Raw genomic sequence first — 20,215 nt, 5'->3', positions numbered from 1 at the left:
GATGAATACACACTATTGATCACGAGGCCGGAGAATGATGGAAACTCTTGATACCAGAGGGCTCTCGGCGCTGCGTGCGATCGCCGAGGCCGGCTCGGTCGCAGCAGCGGCGACCACACTGGGGTGGAGCCAGCCCACGGTCAACCATCATCTGCGCAATCTGGAGAGGACCCTGGGGTCGACGCTGCTCGAGAGGAGTCCGCGCGGATCGCATCCGACGGTCGTGGGCAACCTCGTCGTCTCCCGTGCGATCGAGATCCTGGGACTCTGCGACCGCCTCGGTGACGAGGTGGCACTGTGGCGCGAGGCCCAGGCCGTCCCGGTCAGGATCGGGGCCGTGCCGACGGTCGGTGCGCGAGTGATCCCGAAGCTGCACAACCAGCTGCAGAGGCGACCGCGCTGGCGGGCCCATGACGAGATGGCCGCCGCGAACCCGGCCCCGGCAGAGACGACCACTGCTGCCCTCGACGTGACCATGGATGAGCATGCGAAGCTCGTCGCCAGGCTGGAGGCCGGAGACCTCGATCTGGCGCTGCTCGTCTCGACCGACATCGACAGAACCTGGATTCCCTCGACCCTGACCGCGAGGCACCTGTATTCGGAGCAGCTCTTCCTCTGCGTGCCGAAGTCCGTGGGCCCGATCGCCCTTGACACCCACGGCATGCCCGACCTCACCTCACTCGTGTCCCAGACCTGGGCATTCAGCATCGATCCCGGTGACGCCATCGACGAGGTGGTCAGATCGTTCTGTGTCGCCGCTGGCTTCGAGCCCCGGGTGGGGATGAGGATGGATGACTATGCGGCGATCATCCGTATGATCGCCGCTGGGTTGGCGGTCGCGGTGATCCCTGATTCCTCGGTGCCGGAGGACCCGACGGTCGAGATCATCCCGATGCCGATGGACGCCTGCCGCCGCGACGTGCTCCTCGTATCCCGTGCTCGGACGGCGGAGTCGAGTCGGAAGGTCTCGCGGCATGACCCGATCGTCGCCGCCCACAATGCCGCCATCGCCGAGGTGGTCGCCGACGTCGGGATCGTCACCGCGCAGTGGCGGTGACGATCGTTTTGCGGTTGTGACTGCTCAGTGCGGCTGCCAGGCGTCTTCGATCGCGACCCTCTCGGTCACCTCGGCGGGCAGGGACTTCGAGGCCAGCGCCTCGATGGTCACCTGTTCGAGGACGTCGCGCAGGGCGAACCTGGCCGCGATCCACACCTGCTGGAGTGACTCGGCGGCATCGTCGTACTCGACGACTTCCGGGCGCTGCCCGTAGATCGAGACCAGGGGACCGTCGACGGCCCGGATGACATCGGCGATGGTGGTGGCGCTCGCCGGCTTCGTCAGTTTCCAGCCCCCGGATTTGCCGCGGACGGAGGCCACGATCTCGACTCTGCGCAGGTCGGCGAGGATTGCCTGGAGGAATCCCTTGGGGATGCCCTGTCGCTTTCCCAGTTCGTCGGCGCTGATGGGTCCACCGTCGCTGACGTTGGCGATCTCGATCAGGGCGCGCAGCGCATAGTCGGATTTCGTGGTGACCCGCATGCCGTCATAGTAACAGCGGGTTCAGCTTCAGCTGCCCGCGGCGACCTCGACCTCGGCCTCCTGGGCGGCTTCTGCGCGCCGAGTTCTGCGCTCGTTCCGTACAGCCTGAACGATGAGGGCGATCCAGACGGCCGCGAGTACCACGAGGATGGTCGAGACGGTGGCGGTCGAGGCGCCGAGCGCCAGGGCGATGGTGCGTGCGTTGGTGAGGATGATGATTCCACCGGCTGCGATGGCGAGGACCCGAGCAGGCAGGATCTTGACCAGCCAGGCGGCGAAGGGGGCGGCGATGATTCCGCCGATCAGCAGGGCGGCCGCGATGGACCACTCGATGCCCGAGGAGCCGAGGGCGAACAGGAACCCGAGCGAGCCGCCGACCGCGACGACGAATTCGCTGGTGTCGATCGAGCCGACGACCTTGCGCGGCTCGAGCCGGCCAGAGGACAGGAGCGTGGTGGTTCCGACTGGCCCCCAGCCGCCTCCGCCGATGGAGTCGAGTGCACCGCCGATGAGACCGACGGGGACGAGGAGCTTCGGGCCCGGGCGTCCCTTGAAGGTGGGGCGGCGGCCGCCCAGGGCGAGGAATCGCCAGATCACATAGACGCCGAGGAGCAGCAGAATGCCCGAGATCCATGGGGTGGCCGCGTCACCGCTGAGGCCGGCGAGGAACGTGGCGCCGGCGAAGGCACCGATGAAGCCGGGAACCGCGAGGATCGAGACCGTCTTCCAGTCGACATTGCCGAACTTGTGGTGCGAGATTCCGGACACCAGCGAGGTGCCGATCTCGGAGAAGTGCACCGCCGCCGAGGCGGTTGCCGGGGCGATCCCGGCCGCGAGCAGCAGGGTCGTCGACGTCACCCCATAGGCCATGCCGAGGGAGCCGTCGATGAGTTGGGCAAGGAGACCGACGAGTCCGAGGACGATGAGTTGGCGCATAGTGGTGACCTTTCAGCATGCCGAAGATTGTTGAGCAATTCGATCGATGCCAACAATACCCACTAAGTCCATCCGATTACTAGACTATGAATTTCTGTGACGTTTCCGGACCTTTCGCGTCACAGTGCCAAGACCGCCGGAACGGTGAGGACGGCGACGTAGTAGCCCATGAACTGGACGCCGGCGTGCATGCCGATCATGCGATTGAACAGGCCGCCGACCAGGCCCACGGTGATGGTCACACCGAGTGCGAGCAGCCCGCCTTCGTAGAGGCAGATGACACAGATGAGTGCGGCGAAGCCTGCGATGATCGCCTCGTGGGAGACCGATTTCATCACCCAGGTAGCAGCCCGGTGGGCGTTTCTCATCACGAACGGATAGGCGACTGCAATGGCGATGACCGCGGCGATGACCGAGAAGAGCGCGAACTCACCGGTCGACAGCAGGTCGTGCAGGTTGTTCGTCTCGCCGGTCTCTGCATCGAGGGTGTAGACGGGCGGCGCGTTGAACAGGGGCGCGGCCGGGCCCGCGGCCATGGGTGAGAGCGGAAGCCCGATGGCGATCAGCGGGATCAGGGTCTCGGCGATATAGGTCGACTCGGTGGTTCCGTTCCTCACGGATACGACCGTTGTCAGCCGATGGAAGCCGTTCTTGATCCGGCTGCCGGTGATCTCACCCATGAGCACGGCCATGGCGACGGGTGAGAAGACGAAGGTTGCGCTGGTGATGACGGCCGATCCGCTGGTGTAGGCCAACTGCTGCCGGTCCAGGACCTTGAATGGGTTCGGCAGCTTCGCGCCACCGGCGGGCCGGACATCGGGAGCAAGGTCGAATTCCCGCTTGCCTGTCTGCGTCATCGATCGACGGCCTGCGGGGGACAGGGCGGAGAACAGATCGTAGATGAGCGGGCCGGTCGCGATGCCCAGGAAGAAGGAGGTCGTGAACGTCGCATCCTTCTGTTCGAGGATGAATGCCTGCAACCCGACGATGATGAGGACGAAGGGGATCAACGCGAGAACTGCCGCCAGCTTTCCCTTCGAGGTATACGCGACGAGAATGGCCGCCGCGATGAAGATCCACGGTGCTGCGGCACCGATGGCCTCAGCGAACGGAGTCAGTACCAGGGCGAAGAGAATCGACAGCGGAATCGCGATGATCACCGCGATGACGCCACCCGAGATGGCCTTCTGCAGGGCGATATGAGGCACTCCGAGAGAACGCAGCAACTGTGCCTCACGCAGCATCGGCACTGCAGTGGTGTCGCCGGGTATCCCCAGCAGCGTCGTGGGCACGGCGTGAGAGATGTGCTTGGCGATGATCGCTGCGAGGAAGAAGGCGATGACACCGGCCGGCGGCACACCGATGAGGATGACGAGCAGTGCCAGGGGTGCGACGATCGCTGTCTCGTCGGTGCCTGAGATGAGGCCGATTCCGGTGAAGAGCACTGCAGCCAGCAGGGCCATGCCGATTGCCCACAGGATCGGTTCGATGAGGTCCGCGCTCACAGCTGTGCACCCTTCGCTCGGTTCTCATGATTCTCGATCAGGGCGTCGAAGAGCCCGAGCGCTCGGATCTCTTCCTGCACTGCCGGTTTGAGATCGCGAGGGTCACCCAGGTCTCCGTACTCTTCGACGACTTCGTCGATGACCTCCTGCCGATTGCGCGTGTCAGCCTCTGATTCGGTGATCACTCGCTTGGGCTTGAACAGTATTCCGGAGATCACGGCACCGATGATGCAGCCCACGATCCCGATCAGGAGGGCATAGGAATGCCCCAGTTCCGGATCGCCGGTGGTCGTGAAGAAGTGGTCGGAGATGAGGAACGCCGGTACCGCCACCCCGATCCCGATGGCAATGCTGCCGATAAGGTGTTTCGAGTCGACGGTGTCATTCCAGACTTCGAGCAGCTGTGGCATCTTCGCCTACCTTCTGTTGATGAACGGTCTGTTGATGAATGGTGGTGCTACTGATTGACGATGGCCGCCGAGGTGGCCGAGGCCAGTGGCTTGCCGAGCTGCTGACCCAACCACTGGCTAGTCTCTGCGACCGCGCGGATGTCGACTCCGGTCGAGATTCCCAGGCCCTGAAGCATCCACAGGAGATCCTCGGTTGCCAGGTTACCGGTCGCCGAACCCGCGAACGGGCAGCCTCCGACTCCACCGGCAGAAGCGTCGAACTCACTCACTCCGAGCTGGAGGGCGGCGAAGACGTTGGCCAGCGCCTGACCGTAGGTGTTGTGAGTGTGCAGCGCGATCGCATCGACGGGGACGCCGCTTTCGATCAGTGCCTGCAGGACAGCAGTCACGTGCCCAGGTGTTGCAGTGCCGATCGTATCTCCGAGCGAGATCGACGAGCAGCCGGCCTCCAGCAGCTGCGCAGCCGCGGTGACCACGCGCTGCGGATCCACTGGACCTTCCCAGGGGTCGCCGAAGACCATGGACAGATACCCGCGGGCGTGCATCCCCGCCGAGGTGGCCGCCGCTGCCACATCAAGGTTGCGTGCCGTGGTCACCTCGAGGCTGTCGCCGAGGTTGGCCCGAGAGAACGACTCCGTGACACTGACGAAGACGGCGACGTCCTTGGCCCCAGCCGCCCTGGCATCGTCGAGTCCGCGTCGGTTGGGAACGAGGACCGGATAGGAGAGGTCCGAGTCGAGGTCGAGCTCGTCGAGCACTGAGCGGGTGTCGGCCATCTGCGGAACGGCCCGCGGAGACACGAAGCTGCCTGCTTCGATGGTTCTCAGACCGGCACCTGCCAGTCGGGAGATGAGCTGTGCGCGCACCCCGGCGGGCAGGGTGACTGATTCGGCTTGGAGACCGTCTCGTGCGCTGACCTCGTAGACCCTGACCTGAGTCGGCAGGGTGTCTCGGGTGAATACCTGAGGGAGTGAGTCCATCATTTCGATCCACCTGAGCGAAGCTCGGCGAGGATGGCCTGCACTCGGTCGAAGCGGAAGGCCTTCTCTTCGATGAGCCTCTTCACGATGGCCTTGGATTCCTCGGCAGTGGCGCCGGCAGACACGGCGAGGTTCTTCGCATGCAGCGACATGTGGCCGCGCTGCACACCTTCGGTGGCAAGGACTCGCAGGGCCGCGAGATTCTGCGCCAGACCTGCGGCGACGATGATCTCGGCCAGATCCTTCGCCGTGCTCACCTCGGCGATCCGGAGTGCGGTTCGGGCCGCAGGGTGGACCTTCGTGGCACCACCCACGAGGCCGACGGGCATCGGCATCTCGAGGTTGCCGACGAGGTTGCCCTCGGCATTCTTTTCGAACGTGGACAGTGAGGTGTAACGACCGTCGATGAGGGCATGCGAATGGGCGCCGGCTTCCACAGCGCGAGTGTCATTGCCGGTGGCCAGGACGACGGCGGAGATGCCGTTCATGATGCCTTTGTTGTGGGTGGCGGCTCGGTACGGGTCGGCTGCGGCCAACTCATAGGCGTGGAGGATGTTGTCGACGACCTCGGCGCCTCCCAGCAGCTCCTTGTCGAAGACGGCGCGTGCTCGGCTCAGACGCAGATCGGCCTTGTTCGTCAGGATCCGTAGGAGTGCATCACCTTCGGCGATCGCCGCGAGACTGCTTGAGACGGCCTCTGCCATGGTATTCACCGCGTTCGCGCCCATGGCGTCGCGGACGTCGACGTGGAGGTGGACGACGACGTAGGTTGCCGACTTCGCCTCGACGAGGCGAACATCGAGGCCCTTGACGCCTCCGCCGACCTCGACGAGCTTCGGATCCTGTGCATTGGCCAGGTCGATGATCTCGTCCTGGCGTTCGAAGATGCGAGACCGGGCGGCATGGGGGTCTGCCACATTGATGAGCTGGATCTGCGCCTGCATGATCGGCTGGGTCGAGCTGGTGAAGAACCCACCCTGGGTGCGCGCTATCCGGGCGGCGTTGCTGGCAGCGGCGATGACCGAAGCCTCTTCGGTGGCCATGGGTACGAGGACATCGGTGCCGTTGATCGTGAAGTTGGTGGCGGTTCCCAAGGGCAGGGAGAAGACGCCGAAGACGTTCTCGCTCAGGTTCGCGGCCTGTTCGGGGCCGAATGCAGTCGCATCGATCTGGGCGAACACCTCGGTGTCGAGCCCGGTTGCCTCGGCTACTGCCGTGCGACGATCGTTGACCGACATATTGCGGAAGTCGGCGATACGACTGTTCTCTGCCATTGTGTGTCTCCTGTCGAGTCTTCTTCGAGTCTGTATCTGCCGACTGCGGCTGCCGAAAGCGGCCGAGCTGAGCCGGTCAGACCGTTCGCGCAGAGTAATTCCGCGCAGAGTTCAGTCAAACACTTCGGGGCTCGATCACCTATGGCCGTTATGGCCATTGATGTCTCCAGCCACTGGCTGGATCGGCCAGGGTGGGTGGCTCGTGCCTGGGTGCATTCAGATCTTCTGCTGGAGCTGATCCAGACGGAGTGCGACGTGGAGGCGGAACGCATATTCGGGTGCACGCCAGTCGTTGTCGAGTACCGTGTAGATGCGCTCCAGGCGCAGCTTGACGGTGTTGACGTGAACCGAGAGAGCGGCGGCGGTGCGGCTGATGCTGCTGCTGTGTTCGAAGTATGTGCGCAGTGTGGTGACCAGATCGGCCGATTGTCTCCGGTCCCATCGTCGGAGGGGGCCGAGCATGCGCTCCATGAACTGTCCGACGTGTTCGGGGGCCGAGCCGAACATGGCTGTGTAGGGGGCGAAGTCCTCGGCGGGTGCGACGCCGCTGGTGATCGAAAGCGAATTGAGGACACGCACGCACGACCACAGCTCGTCCTCTGCGGTGCGCAGCTCCGAGCGCTGAAAACCGGTGTCGGAGACGACGACCAGGCAGTTGCGCAGGGCTTCTGAGGCTGTGAGCAGCTCCTCCAGCTGTGTCCGGGTTCGATGAGCCGAACGGGGCAGCAGCACTGTCAGCCCAGGGGAGCGCTGGGTCATGAGAATCCGCGGCTCGATCCGAGCCAGGTACGAGCCGATGCGGTCGAAGTTGTTGGGGCCGGCTTGGACCACTATCAGCTGCCAAGGGCCGAGGAGGGTGAAGTTGCTGGAGCGCGCTCGCGCTCGCAGCTCGTCCAGACTTCTGGTGTCGGCGATCAGATCGACGGCCAGTTCGCCACGCACACGGTTCTCGGCGTCGGCGCGTGACTGCTCGTTCATCTGGATGAGGGCCAAGGACTGTGCGGCCTGAGCGACGATGCTGTGGTCGCCGTCTTTCGGGTCGTTGTGGAAGCGCACGAACAGTCCGCTGTGCTGACGTCTGTTCGACGCCACCGAGGCGGCGATGAGTCGCTTGGCGTGAGCAATCTGAATGCTCCGCCCGGTGCGGCGACTGATGTCTATGGCCGCAAGAATGTCTTCTCGACTCATGTCGACGTCGGCGAGGAAGCCCTCGTCGGCTGGGAAATCGGGGGAGTCCAACCTCCAGCTGTCGACGATGAGCACCTCGGCGCGGAGAGTTTCGGCGATGACGTTGGTGACGGCTGGTGCTCCGTGGCCCTGCAACACCAACTGGGTCAGCTGCTCTTCGATCTCGACGAGTCGCTGCAAGGTGTTCGCCTTGGCCGCAGCCAACTCTTCTGCGGCAGCAGACAGTGCCGCCGCCTCGGCGAGTTCGCCCATAAGCCGTGCGGTCTTGAGAATCACCGAAGCGTGGTCTGCCAGGGCGGAGAGCAGAGTGATCTCATCCGCTCCGAAGTCATGGGGGTAGCGATTCGCCGCGAACAGGGCGCCGAGTACTTCACCGTCGACGACCATCGGCACGCCGAGGAGCGACTCCATGCCTTCTGCTTTGACCGCTGAGTCGACGCGCCGCTCATGAGGCAGCTGAGTCAGGTCGTAGTCCGAGGTCCAGTGGGCGGCTCGGTCGCGGACGACCCGGCCCGCAAGTCCGACTCCCGGCGGCACCCTGAGCGCTGGGAGTTGGAGCGAGATCGCTCCGCGGCTGGCTCTGACGTTGAGCTCGTCGGTTTCGGGGTTGTATTCGGAGAGGTAGGCGATGTCGCAGCCGATCAGCGACTTGGCTCTGTCGACGAGCTTCTGCAGAAGGCGCTTGGTGTCTCTGACCTGGATGAGCTCCGAGGCGCTTTCGAGCAGGGCGGCGCGCTCATGGTCCTTCTGTCGCCAGCGAACCATGGTGGTGGACAGATCGAGCAGCGAGTCGATGAGGCCCGACTGCCGCCCGAGTTCTGATTCCAAGGAGCTGCGATCGACGGGGTTGCCGCGCGCGATCAGGCTGATCGCCCGTGCGACGGATTCCACTGCTGCTGTCTCTGGTCCTGCTGCGCGCTCCGTCATGGGGCCATTATCTCAGCCCTGGTTTACCAGACCACGTGCCCCGGCAGCTTCACCCCGCTGCGGGGGACATCTCCTTGACGGTCGGCAGTTCGCAGGTGCTGCTCGCCTTCTGCTGGTACCCGGAGAGGAACTCGCCGAGGCGGTTGATCGATTCGTCCAGCACCTCGACGGAGGGCAGGGTGACGAGCCGGAAGTGGTCCGGGCGTGACCAGTTGAAGGCCGAGCCGTGGGAGACGAGGATCTTCTGCTCGCGCAGCAGATCGAGCGCGAACTGTTCGTCGTCGACGATATCGAACTTCTCGACGTCGAGCTTGGCGAACATGTAGAGCGCGCCGTCGGCCTTGTGTGCCGAGACGCCGTCGATGGAGTTCAGTCCCTTGTGGGCGAGGTTCATCTGAGCACCCAGGCGACCCTGCGGGAGGACGAGGTCCTCGATCGACTGCTTTCCTCCCAGGGCAGCCTGGATCGCGTGCTGAGCGGGAACGTTCGCACACATGCGCATATTGGCCAGGAGCTTGATCCCCTCGAGGTAGCTCTTCGCCTCGGACAGCGGTCCGGTGATGGCCAGCCAGCCGGCGCGGTATCCGGCGATCCGGTAGGCCTTCGACAGACCGGAGTAGGTCAGGCACAGCACATCGTCGCCGGTGAGCGTGGCCATATTGACCATTTCGACATCGTCGTAGGTGATCTTCTCGTAGATCTCGTCGGCAAAGATGATGAGGCCGTGACGACGTGCGATGTCGACGATCTTCTTCAGGGTCTCGCGCGAATAGACGGCGCCGGTGGGGTTGTTCGGATTGATGACGACGATGCCGCGGGTGTTCTCGGTGATCTTCGATTCGAGATCCTCGAGGTCGGGCTGCCAGGCGGTGGCTTCGTCGCACAGGTAGTGCTTGGGCGTGCCGCCGGAGAGTGCGACCGATGCCGTCCACAGGGGGTAGTCAGGGCTGGGAACGAGGATCTCGTCGCCGGGGTTGCACAGTGCCTGCAGGGACAGGGTGATGAGTTCGCTGACTCCGTTGCCCAGGAACACCTCGGAGGTGTCCAGATTGTGGATGCCGCGGGTCTCGTAATACTGGACCACGGCCCGGCGCCCGGAGAGGATTCCGCGCGAATCGGAATAGCCCTGCGCAACGGGAAGCTGCTTGACCATGTCATGGACGATCGCTTCGGGGGCTTCGAATCCGAAGGGGGCGGGGTTGCCGATGTTGAGCTTGAGGATGGTGTGGCCCTTGGCCTCCATCGCCTCGGCCTCTTCGAGGACGGGTCCCCGAATGTCATAGAGGACGTTGGCCAATTTCGACGACTGCCTGTACATGGGAACCGTGAGAACCTTTCGATGCGACGTTTGCTGATACCGCTACTACCACGCTATGGCCCTCGTCGAGGTGGTTCTGACCAAACAGAGGCCCGTTTCGTGAACCTTTGACGAGGTCTTCGGATTGTTTGCCAGACCTTTCGTAATACGGGTCACTTGACGTGGGCCAGTATCGAGGGGCGAATCCTCATATTTGCTGCCGGTCGCTGCGCAGCATGCCGAAGATGAGCGTGTCCGTCCATTCGCCCTTTGACCACCAGTCCTGCCGCAGGTGAGCCTCCTGTCGCATGCCGATGCGTGAGGCCATCCTCGCCGAGGCGGTGTTTCGGGCATCCATCTGAGCGACGACTCGATGGAGGCCGTCGTGGGCGAAGGCGGCATTGAGCATGGCGATGGCGGCTTCGGTGGCGAATCCGTGCCCGCCTGCCGCCGGGTTGAGTACCCAGCCGATCTCGGCCTTCTCCGATGTCTCTCCGTCGAACCAGATCGCAATGTCGCCGATGACGACCGAGCCTTGGACGCCCTCGAGCCCGTCCGCGGTTTCGATGACCAGTGCGAGTGCGCGAGCCTCGGTGTCCAGTCCGGTTCTCGGGATGCGTTTGGAGACCTCGGTCCGCGCCACCTCGGCGGTCCACGGCTCGCAGAGAAGGAACCGCGCGACGTCTTCGCGGGAGTAGATGGGCAGCAGAGCCTCGGCGTCGGAGTCCCGATACGGGCGTAGGTGCAGTCGGTCGGTGGACAGCGGCAGAGACAGCTGCGGCGGATTCATATGATTAACGCAATCACGCAGACGTGGGCGTGCGCAAGGGTCGTCGGGCGTCAGCGAGCCAGTTGCAAGGTTTTCACATCGGTGACAAATGGCATCATCATGCCCGGCTGGATGTGTGAGTCCTCCCGGTTAAGCTGAGGAGCATGGTCGAGTCAGAATCCGCGCCCCGTCGCAGGGGGCGTCCGCGGAAAGGGCAGAGCAAGGACACACGGGCGATGATCGCCGAGGCGGCCGCCGCCGAATTCTCCGAAAAGGGATACGAGACGGCGAGCATGCGCGGCATTGCCCGCCGCGCCGAAGTCGATCCTGCGCTCGTTCATCACTATTTCGACACGAAAGCTGCCCTGTTCGCTGACGTCGTCAAGCTCCCTGTCCGGCCCGACAAGATCATCGCTGCGGCCCTCGACGCTCCCCTTCCCGAACTCGGTGCTTCGATCGTCCGCACGGTGCTGCTCGCGTGGGAGGACCCGAAGGTCAAACCTGTGGGCGTGACGATTCTGCGCTCGGTCGTCAACGGATCGTCGGCCGGAAAACTCGTCCGTCAGTTCCTGTTGCGCGAACTCATGTCCGCGATTGCCCAGCGCCTCGAGGATTTGGGCATCGAGGCCGTGCCGGCGCAGCAGCGGGCCTCGATGGTGCTCTCCCAGATCGCCGGGGTGCTCATTCTCAGGCATGTCGTCATGGTCGAACCACTGACCTCCAGCCCGATCGAGGAAGTCATCGCGCACGTCGTTCCCGCGGTGCAGGGTCATATCGAGGGACTCCGGACAGAGCGCTGACAACGAAGATGGCCCTTGACGTGGGTGAGGTAGAGGCGTCTAATTCATCATATGATGAATAATGCGATCGAGACGCGCGGTCTGCGAATTTCTCGGGGCTCAACGATGGTCATCGACGGTCTCGACCTCACTGTGCCCGGTGGAGCGATCGTCGGTCTGCTCGGACCGAGCGGCAGCGGCAAGACGACTCTTTTGCGGGCCGTCGTCGGGGTGCAGATCCTGGCCGGCGGATCGGTGAATGTCTTCGGTCAGAGCGCGGGGAGCGCGTCGCTTCGGCACCGAGTCGGCTACATGACTCAGCAGGCCAGCATCTATGACGATCTGTCCGTGCGGCAGAACCTCCGCTACTTCGCTCGCGTTCAAGGAGCTCCTCGTTCAGATGTCGAAAGGGTCATCGATTGCACGGATCTGTCCGAGCAGGCCGATCGTCTGGCCAGGTCCCTCTCCGGCGGGCAGGCCAGCCGGGTCTCACTGGCAGCAGCGATGCTCGGCTCGCCGGACCTGCTCGTACTCGATGAACCCACTGTCGGCCTCGACCCGGTCCTGCGCGGGGATCTGTGGGCCATCTTCCGCAGACTCGCCGAGGATGGTATGACTCTCCTCGTCTCGAGTCACGTGATGGACGAGGCGACTCGCTGCGATCGACTCCTGCTCATGCGTGAGGGCGATCTCATCGCGGACACGACCCCCGAACAGCTTCTGACGACCACTGGTGCCGACACGGCCGAAGACGCGTTTCTGCGGATCATCGAGACCCACGACGCTGGACCGAGTTACTCGATCGGCGGTCGCGGTGGCCGTAGTGCCTCGCGGTCGAGACCTCGGTCTCCCACACATCTGCTTGCCGACGGGAAGAGTCTGGGCGTGCGGAAGAAGGGGCCACAATGACTCCGAAGCGAACCCTGGCCACAGCCGGACGCGTACTGCTTCAGATCCGCAACGATCCGCGCACCATTGCTCTGCTCCTCATCGTACCCAGCCTCCTCATCGGGCTCGTGGCCTGGATCTTCGATGAGACCAATGTGTTCGCGACAATCGGCCCGGCGATGCTCGCGCTCTTTCCCTTCATCGTGATGTTCCTCGTCACTAGCATCTCCACTCTGCGCGAACGCCGCAGCGGCACGCTCGAGCGACTGCTGTCGATGCCCTTGGGCCGAGGTGACTTCATCCTCGGCTACACACTCGCCTTCGGGATCCTCGCTGTGGTCCAGACTGCGGTCGCCGTCGCCTATGCCACGCTGGTGTGCGGTCTCGAGATCGAGGGGTCGGTGTGGATGCTCTTCGTCGTCGCGATCGCTGATGCGCTGCTGGGTACGTCGCTGGGGCTGCTCGCAAGTGCCTTCGCCCGCACCGAATTCCAGGTTGTGCAGTTCATGCCGGCGCTCGTTTTCCCCCAAATTCTCCTCGGCGGCATCTTCCTGCCCCGTGATCAGCTGCCCCAGGTGCTCGAGACCATCGGCGATTGGCTGCTGCTCTCACACGCGATCGACGCGCTCACGGCAGTCGCGAGCGGCGATGAGGATTCCGGCTACATCTGGCTGCGCATCATCTTCATCGGTTGTTGGATTCTCGGCGCGATCATCGTCGGTTCGCTGACACTGCGACGGCGCACGCATTAATACGGCTTATGCGCCTTGACGGTCGCTGCGAGACATTCCCTCCTGTCTGCTGTGCCGCAGCGCACTCGGTTGTGCCTGCGTCAGTTGAACTCGACTATCCGTCCAAGTCGCTTGGCGACTTCGGCCAGAGCATTCGATCCCTCGAGCTCATCGGCTACCCGAACCTGCAAGACCACTCCACCTGCACCGCGCATTTGCAGGTTCGGGTATCTGCAGGCAGGGCGCCCCCACTCAGCCCTTCGACCTGCTCAGTGCCTGCTTCCACGACACCTTCGGCCCCGACTGCAGGATGGAACGTTCGAAGATCCGGGTCGCCAGCAGCAGAGCCAGGATCGTGGTGACCGCGAGGATGAGCAGGGAGACGAGCGGCTCCCACCATTCGATGGTGCCGAGGAAGACGCGCATCGGGACCGCGACCGCCGCGGAGAACGGAATGTAGGACATCACCGCCATCACCGTCTCGTTGGACGAGAAGAGGATGACTGCCATATAGGGCAGGAAGATGAGCATCATGATCGGGCTGGACGTCGAACCCAGGTCCTCCGTCCGGGAGACCATCGAAGCGGCCGCGGCGTAGAGGGAGGCGATCATGACGAAGCCGACGATGAAGAGTGGGATGAACCAGGCGATCGGCTCCGTGACCTTGCCGAGGACCAGATCGTTCCCGCCGATGGCGGCCCCGATGAGGACTGAGAGCGCAGTCAGGCCGATCTGTGCGAAGGCGAGGATCGAACACGCCAGGACCTTGCCGAACATCAGCACCTTCGCCGAGGTGGAGGCGAGCAGAATTTCGACGATCCGGGACTGCTTCTCCTCCACCACCGAGGAGGCGATGGTTGTCCCGAAGGTCACCGCCGACATGAAGAACACGAGCCCGAGGCCCAACCCGATCAGGTACGTGAGCCCCGGATCCGGGGCGTCAGGGTCGAGGAGTTCAACGGTGGGCACTTGGCTGAGAGCGCCGGTCAGCGACTCGGGTGCGGAGCGTTCGGCGATGACGGTGACGCCGACAGGGGACGCAGGGTCTTCGACGACGGCGGCCGCGACCTCTTCGGAGGTCACCAGTGCCTTCGCCTCATCCGTGCTGTCGACGGAGACGAGTTCGATCCCGTCGATTCCCTCAACAGCCTGCGCCCCCGCCGAGGTGGCCGCCACCTTGTCAGTGGAGGAGAACAGTGAGGGCAGCGACCCGGAGACTGCCACAAGCGCGCCGAAGAGGACGATGCTCAGCAGTGTCGAGACCATGAAGGCCTTGGACTTCAGGCGGACCATGACCTCTCGTTCGATGACGAGACCGATGGCGGTGGTGAAGCTGGCACGCTGTGTCTGTGCTGTCGTCGCCAATCCGGATTTCTTGGGAGCGTTCGTGGCGGGAGAGCTCGTGTCGACGGAGTTCGAATCCTGTTGGGTGCTCATGCCTGCGTGACCTCCTGGAAGAGTCGGTTGAGGGCGACGGTGTGCGGGGCGAAAGACTTCACTGAGGACACGGTGATGGCCCGGTGCAGGACCGCCTCGGCGATATCCGGGTTCGGTGCGGCGAAGCGCACCCAGTTGCCGTCGAATTCGACGACCCTGATGTCGGGGATCTCGCGCACCCAACCCATGTCCGAATCGGTCTCCAGAATCCACTCAGGTGTGCTGCGCTGACGCCGCAGCTCATCGGCGGTGCCGCCCGCAACAAGCCGGCCGCCGTCGATGATGACGAGGTCGTCGACGAGGCGTTCGACCAGGTCGAGCTGGTGGCTGGAGAAGAGGACAGGCGCACCGGTGTCGGCGAAGTCACCCAGGACCTCGAGGGTGCGTTCGACGGCGACCGGGTCGAGTCCGGAGAAGGGTTCGTCGAGCACGAGGGCGCGCGGGCGGTGGATGAGCGCGGCAGCGATCTGGACCTTCTGCTGGTTGCCCAGACTGACGGCTTCGAGGTTGTCGCTGGGGCTGCCGCCCAGGTCAAGCTGCTCAAGGAGTTCTAGTCCGCGGCGACGGGCCGAATGGCGGCTGAGACCGTGGAAGCGGGCGAGGTAGATGAGCTGATCGATGATCGGCATCTTCGGGTAGAGGCCACGCTCCTCGGGCATGTACCCGATCGCGCTGCGATGTGCGGCGGTGATGGTTTCGCCGTCGACGGTGATGCGACCGGAGTCGGCAGCGAGCACCCCGAGGATGATGCGCATGGTCGTCGTCTTGCCGGATCCGTTGGAGCCCACGAAACCTGTCATCCTGCCCGAGCCGATGCTGAAGGACAGGTCGTGGAGAACCTGCTTGTCGCCGAAGCTGCGAGAAATCGAGTCCAAGGTGATCATGACTCAAACCTATGCGGTGCCGCGCCGATGCGAATCCGTCGTTCGGGCTATTTCGGCATCGGCAGTATGGGGGAGGCCGAAGTCTGACACTGGGAAACTCTGACACTGGGAGTGAGACCTTTCAGCTCCCGACGAGTCCGTTCTCGTAGGCGAAGATGACGACGTGGATGCGGTCGCGGATGTCGAGCTTGGTCAGCAGGTTGGACACATGTGTCTTGACGGTGGCCTCACCAACGAAGAGCGTTCCTGCGATTTCGGCGTTGCTCAGCCCCTTGGCCACGAGGTGGAGGACTTCGAGTTCCCGGTCGGTGAGCAGCTCCAGTTCGGGAGCCGCCGAGGTGGTGGTTTCGGGGCTGCGGACGGAGCGTGCGATGACGCGTCGGGTCACCTCGGGGGACAGGAGTCCATCGCCGCCCGCCAGTGCGGTGACCGCGTCGATGAGCTGCTCCGCCTCGGCGGTCTTGAGCAGGAATCCGCTGGCACCAGCGGCCAGCGCCTGGAACAGGAAGTCGTCGCGGTCGAAGGTGGTGAGCATGAGGACAGCGCCGGCCGCTCCTCGGCGCACGATCTCCGCGGTGGATTCGAGCCCGTCCATGACGGGCATCTGGACGTCCATGCAGATGACATCGGGCGCGAGATCGAGCGCACGGTCGATCGCGACCTGACCGTTTTCAGCCTCCCCGACGACGACGATGCCGTCCTCGCTCTCGAGGATCGTGCGGAAGCCGGTGCGGACCATCGACTGGTCGTCGACGAGGAGGACTCGGATCACGGTTCAGGCCTTTGCTGTGGAGTCGGTGATGGAGGAAGCAGTTGGGAGATCGTCTGTATCCATGCCGGTATCGGTGGCGGTCTCGGTCTCGAGAGCAGCAGGTGCGGCGGCGTCGGCCTCGGCGACTTTCCGAGGGTAGGGAATCTGTGCCCGTACGAGCCAGCCGCCACGGGACTTCGGGCCGGCTTCGAGGGAGCCGCCCAAGGCGCTCATCCGTTCGCGCATGCCGACGATGCCGAGGCCCAGGCCTGCCTGCTTCGCCGGAGGTTCGGATTCGCGGTGCGCTTCCTCGCGAAGCGCACCGGGAGAACGGGTGTCGCTGATCTCGACTTCGAGATCGGTGGTGCCGTACCGCAGGCGGACATCCACCTCGGCGTGCGATCCCGCGTAGCGGCGACAGTTGGTCAGGGACTCTTGGATCACACGATAGATCGACATCTCCGTGATCGGCGTCAGAGGTCTCGGTTCACCGATCGTGACAACGTCGATCTTCTGTCCCGATCGACGTGAGGCGTCGATGAGTTCGGGAATGTCGCCGAGGCCCGGGTTGCCCTTCGTATTGTGCTCACCGGTGCTCGCGTCGTCCGTGTCCCGGAGCGTGTAGACGAGCGCGCGCAGTTCATCGACGGTTTCTCGGGTGGAGGACTCGATGGTCTTGAGGGATTCTCGGGCCTTGTCGGGGTTCTTCTCGAGGCTGCGGCGGGCGGCTGCGGCGTGGATGCCGACGCCGGTGATGTGGTGGGCGATGCCATCGTGGAGTTCACGAGCGATGCGCACCCGCTCAAGATCGAGTGCTTGACTGGTCAGCTGCCGCTCTTGGGTGCGGACCTCTTCATTGGCTGTCCGGAGTTCAGACATGAGCTGTCGCTGCTTCCACGCCCGGTTGCCGAAGAGCCAAGCAGCGCCGAAGAATGCGACGTTGACGAGAAGGTTGACTCCCGAAGCCGCTGCGAATTGAAGGACTGTCATTTCGCCCACCGCACCGACTTGGGAGAGCATCATGAAGACCATGTAGATCAATATGCCCAAGCAGAGGAAGACGCGAGAGAGGAATGCCGCTCTGCGATTGGTCTGCCAGGCGCCGATGGAGTACATGCCCATGAATAGAATGAACTGCGCAGCCTGGGGCTCCATGGTCCCGAGGATCTGTGAAGTGACGAATACAGCGGCCTGCGTCCAAGCGACTTGGCTCGGGTATCGTCTTCTGAACAGCAAAGGAGCAGTGAGGAGGATCGAGCACAGGAACAGGACCCACAGTGGAGCCTTGAAGGGCCATTGGCCAGTTGCCGAATAGAGCACTGCGAACACGATCGACAGGGCGGCCAAGGCGATGACGATGTACACATCGCCCTTGGTGGGCGCCAACGATGTCTCGTGCTCTGTCATCCCTCCAGCTTAGACAGTCGAGGCGTGTTGGGGTATCCGCCGCTGTGGGGATCTGGTGCGTGCAGTCTCCGGCGCGGGGTGGAGGCGTGGCCGGTCATGTTCGCTCCCCGATGCCTCCAGACATCTCGACAATGGCCATTGTCTACAGGCCGATGGCCACGATCGGATCGGTGGTCGGCTGGTCCGAACCGCCCTTGGGCTCCACAGTGACGCCGAACAGACTTCCTTCGGCGAAAGGCTCATCGGCTATGGTCACCGGTGCTTTCGTCATCAGCCCCACACTCTCGGGGCCCTCGTTGCCGATCACCCACATCTGCAGGGATTTTCCTGCAGGAGAGACTTCGACGTCGCGAGGACTGAAGCGAATGAGCTGTTCCTTCTCGGACGAGGCCACAGTGACCGATCCGCCCTCGGGCAGCTCTGCAGTGCTGGTTTTCAGATCGCCGGCTTCCATGAGACGAGCGGAGTCGTCGAGCTGTTGCTGAGCAGCTGCCAGATCATCTTCCAGCTCGTTCTGCTTCTGCCAGGAATTCACTCCGACGCCGGCGGCGACGATGACAGCGGCAGCGGCGGCAGCCATCGGCACCCAGGGTCGGCGCTTCCGACGGTGCTCGGCCAGGTCGGCAGGCGGTGGTGCGTCCGAGGACGAATGATTGCCTGCCTGCTGTGCGGGCTGAGCCGGGGCGTTGAGCTGAGTCGGTGCTGAGGGCTGAGTCTGCTGCTGTTCAGAACCAGCCTGTTCCAGGCTCTGTGGTTGCGCGGCAACATCCTCTTGAGCATGTGTGCTCGGGATGGCGAGAATTGCGTTCCGGGTGGCTGCACTGATGGGTCCAGGGGCATCAGGGGCTGAGGTTTCAGACGCTACTGCATCGGATTCGGCCATGAGCGCCATGGTGTCCTCATACTCGGCGACCTCGGACCGGAAATCAACATCGGTGTCTGCGAGAGCCTGCGCTTCGGCAAGCTCAGCTTCGCTGAGTCCACCCAGGGCCAGGCCGGCAGCAAGATAGTCGCGATCGGTGTTCATCGGCTTGCCTCCAACTCTTCTCGCAGCTTCTTCATTCCGTCTCTGATTCGTGACTTGATGGTGCCGAGGGGCATCTTGAGATTCTCTGAGATCTCAGCGTGGGTCAGGCCTTGGTAGAAGGCCATGACGATGGGTTGTGCTTGGTCCGGGGGAAGGATCTTCAGCGCTGTGACGGTTCTGTCCGACTCGGATCGATCGATGACCGTCTGTTCGACCTGCTCGCCCTCTTCCGCCGACGCTCTCAGGCCATCGGCGTAGTCGCGATCCTGTTGGGCCTGAACACTGCGGACGCAGTCGATGGCTCTCCTGCGGCACAGCGTGATCAGCCATGCCCTGCCTGTCCCGCGTTGTGGGTCGAACCCGGAGCACCGGGTCCACACTTCGGTGAAGCATTCCTGGAGCACCTCCTCGGCGAGCGACTGACTTCTCACGATCCGCAGGATCACGGCCATGAGGATCCGGGATTGTGCCACGAAGAGTTCCTCGAAAGCGGACCTGTCACCGGTGGCGATACGCAGCAGCTGGTCGCTGCTGGGGTCTGCTGCTGTGGTGACGGTGCCGTCTGACGCTCGGGCATCATTTCCCGGGGGTCCATGGCCTGGAGCCGAAGGATCATCTGAACTCATTACCCAATCATGTCATCTGATCGGCTTCTGTTCTTCGGTTGTCCACACATCGTATGAAAGTTGTCCACATATCGTATGAAAAAGGTGGTGGCCAAGGGCCGATCCGAGATAACGAAATCGGTCCTTGGCCACTGCCTCGTCAAGCTCTGGTGTCACTTAGAGGGCATCATCACACTGTCGACCATGTACACGGTGGCATTCGAGGTGGCTACGCCACCGCAGACCAGGCCGGCATCGTCGAACTTGAGGTCGTCTCCTTCGCCGGAGATCGTCACCTTCGAACCTTCGACGGTCTCGTGCTCACCGGCGATCTCGTCGGGGGCCAGCTTTCCTGGGATGACGTGATAGGTGAGAACCTTGGTCAGCATGTCCGAATCCTTGGCCAGCGCATCCAGGTCGTCCTTGGGTACGTCGCCGAAGGCATCATCGGTGGGTGCGATGACGGTGAACTCGTCTCCATTGAGAGTGTCGACGAGGTCGACGTCGGGATTGAGCTTGCCCGAAACGGCCTTGGTCAGGGTCTTGAGCATCGGGTTGTTCGATGCCGCTGTGGCGACAGGATCCTGTGCCATTCCTTCGACCGATCCGCCGCCCTTGGGATTGGCCTCGGCGTAGGCGGCACAGTCCGGTCCGACGAGATCCCCGCCGGCCATGGCGTCGTCGCCCGACTCTTCTGATGCGGCAGGGCTTTCCGCCGTATCACTGGACTCGGTCTCGGTATCACCGGATTCGGAGTCGGAGCCCGTGTCCGAGCAGCCGCTCAGAGCCATAAGACCGATCGCGCCGGCGGCCAGGATGGTGGTGGTGCGAGTGCGAAGCAGCGTTTTCATCGTTCTTCTCCTAATTGAGGTAATGCATC

At 63.5% G+C, this 20,215-nt stretch carries 20 protein-coding genes; 4 read left to right on the top strand and 16 right to left on the bottom strand.

The annotated features are described in order from the left end of the window. Positions 1-34 precede the first annotated feature (34 nt). Entirely contained in the window at positions 35-1,057 is a 1,023-nt protein-coding gene (locus tag HX613_RS10030; RefSeq protein ID WP_235345194.1) for a LysR family transcriptional regulator, read from the top strand. A gap of 24 nt (positions 1,058-1,081) precedes the next feature. On the opposite strand, the gene HX613_RS10025 is transcribed toward HX613_RS10030, so the two are convergent. From HX613_RS10025 to HX613_RS09985, 9 genes are all read right to left on the bottom strand, one after another. Continuing rightward, on the bottom strand, positions 1,082-1,540 hold the full coding sequence (locus tag HX613_RS10025) for an RrF2 family transcriptional regulator (protein WP_235345193.1): 459 nt from the start codon (positions 1,538-1,540) through the stop codon (positions 1,082-1,084). Positions 1,541-1,567: 27 nt separating this feature from the next. Beyond that, the gene (locus HX613_RS10020) at positions 1,568-2,476 is read right to left on the bottom strand and encodes a sulfite exporter TauE/SafE family protein (RefSeq protein ID WP_235345192.1); all 909 of its coding nucleotides are present in this window, start codon (positions 2,474-2,476) and stop codon (positions 1,568-1,570) included. A 119-nt stretch (positions 2,477-2,595) separates the two neighbouring features. Beyond that, positions 2,596-3,981 carry a tripartite tricarboxylate transporter permease gene (locus HX613_RS10015; RefSeq protein ID WP_235345191.1) on the bottom strand — a complete coding sequence of 462 codons (1,386 nt, stop codon included), beginning with the start codon at positions 3,979-3,981 and terminating at the stop codon, positions 2,596-2,598. Further along, complete coding sequence (locus HX613_RS10010) at positions 3,978-4,391, bottom strand: hypothetical protein (protein WP_235345190.1); 414 nt, start codon at positions 4,389-4,391, stop codon at positions 3,978-3,980. Before HX613_RS10010 ends, HX613_RS10015 begins: the two co-directional genes overlap by 4 nt. 47 nt (positions 4,392-4,438) lie before the next feature. After that, entirely contained in the window at positions 4,439-5,374 is a 936-nt protein-coding gene (locus tag HX613_RS10005; protein ID WP_328284940.1) for a hydroxymethylglutaryl-CoA lyase, read from the bottom strand. Then, positions 5,371-6,681, bottom strand: coding sequence for a hydroxymethylglutaryl-CoA reductase, degradative (locus HX613_RS10000; protein ID WP_328284945.1), 1,311 nt, complete (start codon positions 6,679-6,681; stop codon positions 5,371-5,373). Before HX613_RS10000 ends, HX613_RS10005 begins: the two co-directional genes overlap by 4 nt. Positions 6,682-6,861: 180 nt before the next feature. Next, positions 6,862-8,760, bottom strand: coding sequence for a helix-turn-helix domain-containing protein (locus tag HX613_RS09995; protein WP_235345188.1), 1,899 nt, complete (start codon positions 8,758-8,760; stop codon positions 6,862-6,864). A gap of 49 nt (positions 8,761-8,809) precedes the next feature. Further along, complete coding sequence (locus HX613_RS09990; RefSeq protein ID WP_235345187.1) at positions 8,810-10,078, bottom strand: pyridoxal phosphate-dependent aminotransferase; 1,269 nt, start codon at positions 10,076-10,078, stop codon at positions 8,810-8,812. Positions 10,079-10,265: 187 nt separating this feature from the next. Then, positions 10,266-10,847 carry a GNAT family N-acetyltransferase gene (locus tag HX613_RS09985; RefSeq protein WP_235345186.1) on the bottom strand — a complete coding sequence of 194 codons (582 nt, stop codon included), beginning with the start codon at positions 10,845-10,847 and terminating at the stop codon, positions 10,266-10,268. Between the two features lie 143 nt (positions 10,848-10,990). Here HX613_RS09985 and HX613_RS09980 point away from each other — a divergent pair, with 143 nt between their 5' ends. The 3 genes from HX613_RS09980 to HX613_RS09970 are packed head-to-tail and all read left to right on the top strand — an operon-like array spanning position 10,991 to position 13,245. Next, positions 10,991-11,626: a TetR/AcrR family transcriptional regulator gene (locus tag HX613_RS09980; protein WP_235345185.1), complete on the top strand. Its 636-nt coding sequence runs from the start codon at positions 10,991-10,993 to the stop codon at positions 11,624-11,626. A 51-nt stretch (positions 11,627-11,677) separates the two neighbouring features. Next, a complete protein-coding gene (locus HX613_RS09975; RefSeq protein ID WP_235345184.1) occupies positions 11,678-12,514 on the top strand; it encodes an ABC transporter ATP-binding protein in 837 nt (278 codons plus the stop codon). After that, positions 12,511-13,245: an ABC transporter permease gene (locus HX613_RS09970; protein ID WP_235345183.1), complete on the top strand. Its 735-nt coding sequence runs from the start codon at positions 12,511-12,513 to the stop codon at positions 13,243-13,245. Before HX613_RS09975 ends, HX613_RS09970 begins: the two co-directional genes overlap by 4 nt. A 231-nt stretch (positions 13,246-13,476) precedes the next feature. Here the strand turns inward: HX613_RS09970 and HX613_RS09965 are convergent, their stop codons facing one another. From HX613_RS09965 to HX613_RS09935, 7 genes are all read right to left on the bottom strand, one after another. After that, a complete protein-coding gene (locus tag HX613_RS09965) occupies positions 13,477-14,661 on the bottom strand; it encodes an ABC transporter permease (RefSeq protein ID WP_235345182.1) in 1,185 nt (394 codons plus the stop codon). After that, complete coding sequence (locus HX613_RS09960) at positions 14,658-15,545, bottom strand: ABC transporter ATP-binding protein (protein WP_235345181.1); 888 nt, start codon at positions 15,543-15,545, stop codon at positions 14,658-14,660. The genes HX613_RS09965 and HX613_RS09960 overlap by 4 nt, the downstream gene beginning before the upstream one ends. A gap of 121 nt (positions 15,546-15,666) precedes the next feature. Next, positions 15,667-16,317 (bottom strand): response regulator, encoded by a 651-nt coding sequence (locus tag HX613_RS09955; protein WP_235345180.1) that lies wholly within the window; start codon positions 16,315-16,317, stop codon positions 15,667-15,669. Positions 16,318-16,320: 3 nt separating this feature from the next. After that, on the bottom strand, positions 16,321-17,703 hold the full coding sequence (locus tag HX613_RS09950; RefSeq protein ID WP_235345179.1) for a sensor histidine kinase: 1,383 nt from the start codon (positions 17,701-17,703) through the stop codon (positions 16,321-16,323). 142 nt (positions 17,704-17,845) lie between these two features. Beyond that, the gene (locus HX613_RS09945; RefSeq protein WP_235345178.1) at positions 17,846-18,730 is read right to left on the bottom strand and encodes an anti-sigma factor; all 885 of its coding nucleotides are present in this window, start codon (positions 18,728-18,730) and stop codon (positions 17,846-17,848) included. Beyond that, positions 18,727-19,356: a sigma-70 family RNA polymerase sigma factor gene (locus HX613_RS09940; protein WP_235345177.1), complete on the bottom strand. Its 630-nt coding sequence runs from the start codon at positions 19,354-19,356 to the stop codon at positions 18,727-18,729. The genes HX613_RS09945 and HX613_RS09940 overlap by 4 nt, the downstream gene beginning before the upstream one ends. Positions 19,357-19,508: 152 nt before the next feature. Continuing rightward, the gene (locus HX613_RS09935) at positions 19,509-20,186 is read right to left on the bottom strand and encodes a fasciclin domain-containing protein (protein ID WP_235345176.1); all 678 of its coding nucleotides are present in this window, start codon (positions 20,184-20,186) and stop codon (positions 19,509-19,511) included. Positions 20,187-20,215 lie beyond the last annotated feature (29 nt).

It is taken from the genome of Brevibacterium sp. UCMA 11754, from assembly GCF_021532275.1.
Lineage (GTDB): Bacteria > Actinomycetota > Actinomycetes > Actinomycetales > Brevibacteriaceae > Brevibacterium.
Note: the sequence above shows the minus strand (reverse complement) of the source record. Positions and strands in the feature narration are given on the sequence as shown.